The 9,525-nt window shown below is 65.9% G+C and carries 6 protein-coding genes, 1 pseudogene and 1 riboswitch; all 7 genes and pseudogenes read right to left on the reverse strand.

Going from position 1 to position 9,525, the window contains the following annotated elements; all coding sequences use genetic code 11:
• Positions 1-14 precede the first annotated feature (14 nt).
• Positions 15-2,879: a PAS domain S-box protein gene (locus IPK20_21880; protein ID MBK8019072.1), complete on the reverse strand. Its 2,865-nt coding sequence runs from the start codon at positions 2,877-2,879 to the stop codon at positions 15-17.
• Positions 2,876-4,706 (reverse strand): annotated as a pseudogene (gene tadA, locus IPK20_21885) (Flp pilus assembly complex ATPase component TadA). The gene IPK20_21880 and the pseudogene tadA overlap by 4 nt, the downstream one beginning before the upstream one ends.
• A gap of 212 nt (positions 4,707-4,918) precedes the next feature.
• Positions 4,919-5,509: a TonB-dependent receptor gene (locus IPK20_21890; protein ID MBK8019073.1), complete on the reverse strand. Its 591-nt coding sequence runs from the start codon at positions 5,507-5,509 to the stop codon at positions 4,919-4,921.
• 80 nt (positions 5,510-5,589) lie between these two features.
• A complete protein-coding gene (locus IPK20_21895) occupies positions 5,590-5,751 on the reverse strand; it encodes a hypothetical protein (GenBank protein MBK8019074.1) in 162 nt (53 codons plus the stop codon).
• Entirely contained in the window at positions 5,745-6,158 is a 414-nt protein-coding gene (locus IPK20_21900) for a hypothetical protein (GenBank protein ID MBK8019075.1), read from the reverse strand. The genes IPK20_21895 and IPK20_21900 overlap by 7 nt, the downstream gene beginning before the upstream one ends.
• Before the next feature lie 112 nt (positions 6,159-6,270).
• Positions 6,271-6,936, reverse strand: coding sequence for a TonB-dependent receptor (locus IPK20_21905; GenBank protein ID MBK8019076.1), 666 nt, complete (start codon positions 6,934-6,936; stop codon positions 6,271-6,273).
• A gap of 3 nt (positions 6,937-6,939) precedes the next feature.
• The gene (locus IPK20_21910; GenBank protein MBK8019077.1) at positions 6,940-7,236 is read right to left on the reverse strand and encodes a DUF4465 domain-containing protein; all 297 of its coding nucleotides are present in this window, start codon (positions 7,234-7,236) and stop codon (positions 6,940-6,942) included.
• A gap of 1,463 nt (positions 7,237-8,699) precedes the next feature.
• A riboswitch (cobalamin riboswitch) is annotated at positions 8,700-8,926 on the reverse strand.
• Between the last annotated feature and the right edge of the window lie 599 nt (positions 8,927-9,525).

Genomic DNA, 9,525 nt, shown 5'->3' on the forward strand with positions numbered 1-9,525 from the left:
CGTGTCCGCGTTCTTCATGAGCGTGGCGGCATCCTCGGCATCGTCCGGAAAGATGCTGATGCCGATCGAGCAGGACGTGTTGAGGGTGTGCGCCCGACCTCCACGGGCCGTGCAAGGGCCGCGGTGATCTTGTCCGCCACGTGGGCGGCATCCTCCGCCTGTTGCAGGCCTTCGAGCGTGATCACGAACTCGTCGCCACCCAGCCGTGCCAGGGTGTCACCCTTGCGGATGCACGTCTGCATCCGCGTGGCGACCTCCTTCAGCAGCAGGTCGCCGACATCGTGGCCCAGGGAATCGTTGATGTTCTTGAAGCGGTCGAGATCGATGAACATCAGCGCCAGGGATTCGCGGTTTCGCCGTGAGTTCACCAGCCCCTGCTCCAGACGATCCTGGAGCAGCAGCCGGTTGGGCAGGCCGGTCAGCGCATCGCGCGTCGCCAGCTGGCTGATGCGTTCCTCCGCGGCCTTGCGGTCCGTGATGTCCCGCGCTGTCCCGCGTTGCCCGACCGCGCGGCCCGCTTCGTCCCGCATGGCCACCGCGTTCACGCTCACCCAGACGATGGACCCGCTGCGGGTGAGCAGCATGTGCTCCAGATCCTTGTAGGAACCGTCCGGCCGCACATGGTCGTCCAGCCACAGCGAAACCCGCTCGTTCTCGCCTGCGGGCATGAGATCGGCAGGCCGCCGCCCGATCAGTTCGGTGTTCGCGTAGCCGAGCACGTTGCGGACCCGCGGCGAGAGGTACGTATAGGCGCCATGGGCGTCCTGTTCCCACACGAATTCGCTCGCGGCTTCCGCGAAGTCGCGGAACCGGCGTTCGCTCTCGCGCAACTGTTCCTCGACAGTCTTGAGATCCGTGATATCCCGGCCGACGCCCCGGTATCCCTTGAACGCGCCGCCGGCATCGAATACGGGTTCGCCACTGGACAGGCCCCAGCGGCCGGTCTTGCGGGAGCGGAGCACGAGGTCCCGGAACGGCCGCCGGGCATCCAGTGTGGCGCGGTGGTCCCGCATCGCCTGATCCGATGGCCAGTCGAATTCGGCTTCGAAACGGGTCCGGCCGATGAGCTCCGAACCGGTCTCGACCATGTGGCCGGCCGCGCTGTCGGACAGATAGGTGTAGCGGTAGCGGTCGTCCTGCTCCCAGTACCAGTCCGCCGACAGTTCCGTCAGGCTGCGGAATCGCTGCTCGCTCTCGCGCAGGCGCTCTTCGGTCGCATGCTTGCCGGTCACGTCGAAGAGAACCAGAAGAATGTAGCGTTTGCCGTCCGGTGCCGTGAGAGCGGTCTTGCGCACGAGCATCCACCGGATCGAGTCGTGGATGCGATAGGGACGCTCGTAGGTCACGGGCCCGTCTCCGCGCAACGCCGCCTGGTCGGTGGAGAGGAAATAGGTGGCGTCTTCGCGGGTGAAGAAATCGAAGTCCGTGCGGCCCACGATCCGGTCGAGCGGCCGTTCGAAGAACTCCACGAAAGACGGATTGGCCTCCACGTAGCGGTGCTGGCCATCCTTCAGCAGCACAGGGCTCGGGATGGCGTCGATCAGGGCCTTGAGGAATCCGCGCGACTGGGCAATCTCGTGCTCCGCCTGCTTCATCACGGTGACGTCGCGGCCCACGCCGCGGTACCCGGCGAACCTGCCCGATTCGTCCAGCACCGGCTCGCCGCTGATCGACACGTGGCGGGGGGTGTCGCCCATGTTGAGGCGCGTCAGCATCAGATCACGGAACGATTCGCGCCGGGCCATGGCCGAATCGTGACGCTGCCTTTCCTCGTCGGTCACCACGCAAGGCAGTTCCCAGCGCGAGCGCCCGATGAAGTTCGCGGGATCCAGGAGGCCGGAATCGACGGCACGGCCGGACACCCGCGTGAACCGCTGGTTGACGTCCGTCTCCCAGTACCAGTCCGCCGACAGGGCGGCAAGCGAGCGGAAGCGGTCGAAGCCCTCCCGCAGCTGATTGGCCGCGTTGCGCTGGGCCGCGGCAAGGCCATGGACGAACAGCGTCGAGCCGGCGTTGATGGCGAGAAACAGCTCCAGCAGCAGATGATCGGTCGTCGGTGTCGAGAAGGTGAAGGGCCCCACCCCGTTCAAGGTGCCGACCAGTCCGAAAACCGCGACGACGGCCACGGCGAGGGTTGCCAGGTGCGATCCCGCGTTGACGGCGATCAGCAAGGCGACGGGAAACGTGAGATAGGCAATGGAGGTCTGATCGAGCCAGGTCGATGCTCCGCCGAAGAACACGAAGCCGGAGATGAGCGCATGGCATGTCAGCAAGCCGGCGGAATGCACCGGGTGTCCGGGCAAGGAGCGGGGCGGATGCCGCCACACGACGAGAAGCGGCAGGAACACCATGATGCCGACGGCGTCCGACAGCCACCACAACACGGCGATGTGGCTCGCGTCGACGATCCCCACGCCGTGTACGAGGGCGTAGACGCCTGCGAACGCCGCAGCGGCCGGCACAGGTGCGAGCAGCGATACGACCGGAATGTCCACGCCCAGCGCACGCGCCGGGAATTCCTCCCTGCCGAGCCCGACGCGCCGGAGAACGAGCCAGGCGATGGCGGCCTCGAGGACCGCGGCGCCGGCCTCCGCGATGACGAGCGGTGCCGGCCCGCCGTCGATCCATTCGACCAAGCCCGCCGCGGCGAAGATGAACGGAAGCGCCACGGGGCCCAGACGCAGTGCCGCCATCACGGCGATCGCCGCCGAGGGCCAGAGCATCACGTAGCTGGTCGTGGCGCCCGGAGAGAGCGACAGCAGGGACAGGCCGACCACCGTGTACAGAGCAGCCCAGAACGCTGCCTTCGCCAATGTCCCGGGACGCAGATCCAGCCTTCGACCGGCGACGTGTTCGTCGCGGCGCTGGAATCGGTTCATGCCGCAGGCCCGTCCGGGGCCGAGCCTTTCCTGCGTCGGTCCAGCGTGATGGGTGGCGCGGACTTGAGCACTTCCTCCACGGTGGTCACACCCTGCGCGACCTTCATGGCGCCACTGATGCGAAGCGGTCTCATGCCGTCGCGGTACGCCTGTTCGCGGATCGCCGGCAGATCGGCCGCCGCTGTCACGAATTTGCGCTGGCCCGGCGTGAACAGCATGATCTCGTAGATGCCGACGCGTCCCATGTAGCCGGTCATGCGGCATTCGAGGCAGCCCTTGGGATGGAACACCTGCTTGGGCTTTTCCGCCTTCCAGGGCGTGATGAGCATGTTCCACGTGTCGTCGTCGATGGGGCCCGCTTCCCGGCAGTGCGGGCACAGGGTCCGCACCAGGCGCTGGGCCATCACGCCCAGGATCGTCGAGTGCAGCAGGTAGGGCGGAACACCGATGTCCAGCAGCCGGGTGATGGCTGCCGGTGCGTCGTTCGTGTGCAGCGTCGAGAGCACCAGATGGCCGGTGAGAGAGGCCTGGATCGCCATCTCGGCCGTTTCGAGGTCGCGGATCTCGCCGACCATGATGATGTCCGGATCCTGCCGCAGGAGCGTGCGGACGCCGGAGGCGAACGTCAGTCCGATGTTGTGCTGGACCTGCATCTGGTTGAACGAGGGCTCCACCATCTCGATCGGGTCCTCGATGGTGCAGACGTTCACGTCGGGCGTGGACAGCTGCTTCAACGTGGAGTAGAGCGTCGTGGTCTTGCCCGATCCCGTGGGGCCCGTCACCAGCACGATGCCGTGCGGCTGCGTGGTCATCTGGGTCCACCGGTTCTGGTCGTCTTCGGAAAAGCCGAGTTCCCGATAGTCCTTGACGATCACGTCCGGGTTGAAGATCCGCATCACGACCTTCTCGCCGAACGCCGTGGGCATGGTGGACAGGCGCAGTTCCACTTCGGAGCCGTCGGGCGTCACGGTCTTGATCCGGCCATCCTGAGGACGGCGCTTCTCCACGACGTCCATGCGGCCGAGGATCTTGATGCGGCTCGTCATGGCCGCCATCACGGCCGTGGGGATCTGGTAGACCTGGTGCAGCACGCCGTCGATGCGGAAACGCACGTTGCCGACATCCCGGCGTGGTTCCATGAATGTCGCTTGCCCGCTGCTCGAACGCGTACTGGAAGATCCAGTCGACGATGTGGACGACGTGGCGGTCGTTGGCGTCCACCTGCCCGCGGCTGCCGAGCTGGACGAGCTGCTCGAAGTTGGTGATGTCGTTCAGCTCGCCCTTCTTCTGCTGCTGCGCGCCGTGCACCGACCGGGCGAGGTTGTAGAACTCGACCAGATAGTTGTCGATGTCCCGCGGATTCGCGAGGACCCGTTTGATGTCCAGCCGCAGCACGCGCGCGAGTTCCGCCTCCCACTCCCGCACGTGCGGTTCGGACACGGCGATCACGCATTCCTTGGAGGTCACCTGGACGGGCAGGATGCGGAAGCGGGTGGCGTAGGCATTCGACATCACCTTGGTCACCGCGGTGAAGTCGATCTTGAAGGGGTCGATGTGCAGGTAGGGCAGGTCCACGCGGCCTGCGAGCCACTCGGTGAGCAGTTCCAGGTGCAGCAGCTTCTTGGGATTGCGTGGATCGGGCCACTTCTGGTCCGCGATCAGTACGAGCGGGTGGATGGGCGCGCGCCGCGACACCTGCTTCGACAGCAGTTCCTGCGCCTGTTCCCGGCTGGCGAGACCGTCCTGGACCATGTCGGCGAGGATGCCGTCCAGTTCCAGCCTGCGGTTGGCGGTGGCTTCGGTCCGCGCCGGCGCTGTCGTGTCCATGTTCTGCGTGACTCCTTATCCATCCGGAATTATGGCACCGGAGGATTATCGGCCCGTATCGCGCCGGCTTCAGCGCCGCGGTAAAGGGGAGTCGCCCTTCAGAACCTCCAGCGGCAGGCGACGAAGGTGTGGCGCTCGGGCATGGGGGTAGTAGTTCGCGCTGTAGGCGATCGTCGCGTAAGGGCGGTCGAAGAGGTTGCGCACCCCGGCCGTCAACGTGAACGACCCGTTGTCGAATCGCAGCGTTGCATCGACGAGCGTGTGCGCCGGCAGCCGGGGAAACTGCGAATTGGTGAAATCGTTGCCATCGTAGCGCGAGCCGGTGGCGGTTCGTGAGCGTTGCCTGCCACCGTGGAAACGGGGACCACTCCAGATCCAGGAGCGCCGTGGTCCGTGGAACCAGAGGAATGTCGGTTCCCGTCCGGGCGAGCTTCGGCACGACGTAGCCCACGTTGGCCCGGACCGCCAACCGGCTCGTGGCGCTCCAGCGAAGTTCCGCCCTCGCCCCCGAATCGTCGCGTGGGTTCCGCAAGATTCCGATTGAGGCTGATGGCGCCGAACGCGTTGGAACCGAACGAGATCTCGTCGACGACGCGCATCAGGAACGCGGTGGCCGACAGTTCGACGCGCTCGCCGGGACGCGAACGGATCCCGGCCTCGAATGTCGTTCCATGCTGGGAGTGCAGATCGGTCGTGGCGAGCAGCAGTTCGTCGAGATTCGGATTACGGAAATGACGAGTCGCGGAGGCGAACGCGGTAGTCCGGGCGTCCGGGCTCCAGGTGGCGCCCAGTTCGACCGCCATTTGCCGGGATTGGCGCCGTGCGAATCCCTGCGACCGGTATGCTTCGACGCAGTCCACCTGGCGGGTGACGGGGACGGGAATCAGGTGACGCCGGGTCCGGGATCCACGTCCACCAGCGTGGTCTCGGTGATGGTTCGGCAGCCCGACGCGATGTAGCGGGCATCGTCCGCACGGGATTCGTACCGGTCCAGCCGCAACCCTGCCTGGAGCGCCCATGCGGACGACAGGACCGAGTTCAGCATGACGAACTGGGCGGTGGAATCGGCCGTGCCCGGAACGTCGTGGACGTCCCGATCAGGTTCTCGCCGTTCTCGCTTCGCGCATAGTCGGCGGAAAGTACTTCGATGCCGGCCGACAGCGCGTGGCTTCCGCCCAGCGCGTCGAAGCGCCGTTCGTAGCGCAGCAGGATGTCCTGCCGTCGCGACGTATGCGTGACCGCTGATTCTCCAATGGGATCCCCCGCGTTGAATCCGATCACGTAGGGCGTCTTGCGGTCGCGGCCGGACCAGCGCAGTTCCACCGCGCCGCGCTCCCCCAGATCGGCGAGCATGTCGAGTTGCAGCCGCAGATCGTCGGTGCTGCTCTCGTCGAAGGGAGCGCTGGTGGAGCGTCGTTCCGCAGTGCCCGAAGAGAACGCGGCCGCGCTCACCGGGCCGGCCAGTCCGATCTCGTCGCGATGAGCGGCAGCACGTCCCTGGAAGGTGAGAAAGGACCACTGCCCTTGCGGCGTGTATCGCAGCGAGGCGGCGGCGTTGCGGGCGTCAAGATCCGAGTTGCGACGGAAGCCGTCCGTCCGGAACTCGTTCGCGTCGATGCGCCCCGACCAGCGACCGGAACTGCCGCTTGCGGCGAGACGCAGTTCGCGGGTGCGGAAGGACTCGAACCGCGCGGATACTTCTCCGCCGTGGCCGAGCGGGCCACTGCGTTTCGTGAGGATGTGGATCACTCCGCCCACGGCGCCGTCGCCGAAGCGAACCGCCCCCACCCCGCAGGATCTCGATGCGTTCGATCTGGGAAAGCGGAATGGAGGCGAGGTCGGCGCCCGAAAGATCGGACTCGTTCAGGCGGACGCCATCGACGACCACCAGCACGTTGCTCGTGGAGGTCGCACCCATGCCGCGGATATCGATGGTTGCCTGCTTGTCGGTGCCGGAATAGCTCTGCAGGTTGACGTTGGCCTCGCGTGCCAGGAGTTCGGCCACCGTGACGGCCGAGGAACGCTCGATGTCCGCAGCGGTGATGATGGACAGGCTGTGCGGTGTGGTCCGAAGCGTGCCGTCGGCCGCCCGGGCCGAGACGACGACCTCGCGCATCTTGAACAGAGGCGACTCGTCGTCAGCCCGGACTGCGGCCGGTCCCAGGCAGAGAATGGGCCCGACCGCAAGGACAGCCGCAACGGACCGGATCCGCCCGATGCGGCGAACCATCGGTCAGCGGCGGCGCGACACGCCGGCGGCCAGGATGACGACCCCCAGCGTGAGGAGCACGGCAGTACCGGGTTCGGGGACGGCGGTCACGGTCAGGTCGTCGAGCGCGAAGTACGTGGGGGTGTTGATGCCGAAGTCACCCTTGTCGGACGAGTCCATGGAGAAGCTGAGCGAACTCACCATACCGAGGGACGTGAGGTCGATACGTTGCCAGCCTTCGAGGATGAAATCCGAACCGAATCGTCGAACCGGTAGTCGGCCAGCGCGAGGACGACGGTTCCGTGATGTGCCCGGCCACATCGCGTCCTTGCACGGCGACCGCCAGGAAGTCGGGATCCGTGCCGCTCGGCCCGCCGAACTTCTTTGCAAAGCCGTCGCCCTGGAGCATCGAAAGGGCCGTGTAGGTCGTGACGGCAAGAGACGCCCCCGCACGACGGAGACCGGTGACGCGAAATCGGATCGAAGGCGCCCCGACGTAGGCGATGCCGTAAAAATCGCGCCGAGCCTCCTTCTCCGCTCCCGGGCCAGGCACTGTACTGATTTGCCGGTCCCGCGGTCGTGCCGTCGGTGTGATTCGACACGATCCAGCCGATGCAGCAGCCACCTCCCCCAGTTCCTGTAACTCATGATTGAAGGTGGCAGAACCGCTCGTGAAGGAGGTGGTGGCACTGGCATTGTAGACGCCCTGGCGTACAGGGCGAAGTCCTCGAAACCGATCGTTTCGGCAACGGCGGAAACTGGTGACAAGAAATGCGGCGATCGCCGCGACGAGCTGCGAGATTTTCATCGAAGGTCTCCGGAACGTGCCAGGGCCGCGCTGCGGCGGCGGCAAAGCGGATGACGGCGACGACGGCCCCTGCGGCGAGGAGCCAGGCAGTCGAAGGTTCCGGCACGGCAGCGGCGTAGTGAATCACGCCGACACCGTCGAGATCGAATCCGCCACCGCCCGTCGTGGGCGTCGTCGTAGATGGGATTCGGCCCCCGGCCACCGCGGGAAGACTGTCGAGGGCAGAACCATCTCCGACGATGTCGACGATGCGACGAAACGACGGCGTCGACATCGAGTCCCGGGACAGACTTGAGCAGATCCAGGTCGAACGGCGCCGTAGCCCCGCGGTACTTGCCCGCCAGACCGTCCAGATCGGTGGGGTCCAGGGTTCCGAAGGCGCCGATGGCGTTGGCGGTCAGCGAGAACCCGGGGAAGCGGAAGAAGTTGGCACCATCGGATGAGACTCTACCCAGGCCAGTTCGAGGAAGGTGTCGCTGAAGCTGTTCTCGAAGACGGCGAATCCGCGCCGGCGCCGTTCAGGATCGCGCCGGAAAACGTCAGGGTGATGCGCCCTGAATCGCCCAGCGACACGACATCAGTCCGGTTGCGCTTGCGGCACCCAGTGCCTTCTGGGGTCTGAACGTGTCCGAGACATCCGCACCGGGCAGATAGTCGAGGTAACCGGTGGCCCAGGCGGAGATGGTAGGATCCGCGGCCGCAAGGGGAGTGGAATCGGCTGACCCGCCGCCGGAGCGCTAGGGCCCTGCCACGGGCCAACGGGGACGACAGGAGCGCGAGGAACACAGCAGACTCTTTGGGTAACGCCATTGCAGACTCTCCCCGCGCAGGGAAGCTGCGCCGTCAGGTTGGGAAAGCACCTGCTGCCGATTGGAGAAGAAGGGGAGGACAACGCAGAACCGCGATAGCCCGGGGAACGAAACGGATGACGAGGGTGAGCCAGGATGTCGCCACTTATCGCCGCCTCCTCCGCAGCCGCCGGTGCGCTGAGTCAGGCCGGTCTCCGGGCTTGCGTAGTGACGGGCGATCCGCCTTCCCATGCCCGAGACACAGTGGCGCAGAGGATCGCCCCGGACTTCGCTTACCGTTGCGGGGGCAGCGCCGATCCGCGACAGCGTAGAGACACTCCGTAACGCCCACCGACTCCCCGTTTCACTCGAACGGACGGTCGCCCGCTCAAGCACCTGACAAGCAGGAGCGTAATAATGCGGCCATTCCGCGCACGTCAAGTTTCCGGTAGCGAGGACAGAGCCGACGGAGAAGAGCAATCGCGGCGGCTTCAGGGCATCATACCGCGCCGCCCGCGGCGACGCGGGGTGAGCGGATCGCAGATTCCGCAGCCAATTTCAAGGAACTGTTCGGAGGATCTCGTGGAAGCTGCACGCCATCAGGATGTGCTTTTCGTTCTATTGGGGCTGTCACGGTGCTGGCCATGCACGCCGGGTTTGCGTTCCTGAACTGGGGACGGTGCGCGGCAAGAATCAGGTGAACGCGCTGGTCAAGATACTGGCGGATCTCGCCATGTCGACGCCTCTCGCCTACTTCTCTTCGTCGGGTAATGGGCTGTTTCACGGACCGCTCCTCGTGGGCGCCGATAGCCGCCGGGCTGCGCCAACGGCTACGAGCTGACCAAGTTCTTCTTCCTGCTGACCTTGCTGCCGCAATCCCGGCCATCGTTTCCGGTGGCATCGCCGAACGTGCCCGCTTCTATCCGCAGCTGGTCGCCACGGCCCTGATCAAGTCGGCGCCGTCTATCCGTTCTTCGAGGGCATCGCCTGGAATGCGGCGCTTCTGGTATCCAG

The sequence above is a fragment of the Betaproteobacteria bacterium genome (assembly GCA_016713305.1).
GTDB lineage: Bacteria > Pseudomonadota > Gammaproteobacteria > Burkholderiales.

What these genes read in the sequence shown, in the direction of transcription:
- IPK20_21880 (MBK8019072.1), bottom strand. Translation starts at nt 2,879, where the DNA reads ATGAACCGATTCCAGCGCCGCGACGAACACGTCGCCGGTCGAAGGCTG.
- IPK20_21890 (MBK8019073.1), bottom strand. Translation starts at nt 5,509, where the DNA reads ATGGCGGTCGAACTGGGCGCCACCTGGAGCCCGGACGCCCGGACTACC.
- IPK20_21895 (MBK8019074.1), bottom strand. Translation starts at nt 5,751, where the DNA reads ATGCTGAACTCGGTCCTGTCGTCCGCATGGGCGCTCCAGGCAGGGTTG.
- IPK20_21905 (MBK8019076.1), bottom strand. Translation starts at nt 6,936, where the DNA reads ATGGTTCGCCGCATCGGGCGGATCCGGTCCGTTGCGGCTGTCCTTGCG.
- IPK20_21910 (MBK8019077.1), bottom strand. Translation starts at nt 7,236, where the DNA reads ATGTGGCCGGGCACATCACGGAACCGTCGTCCTCGCGCTGGCCGACTA.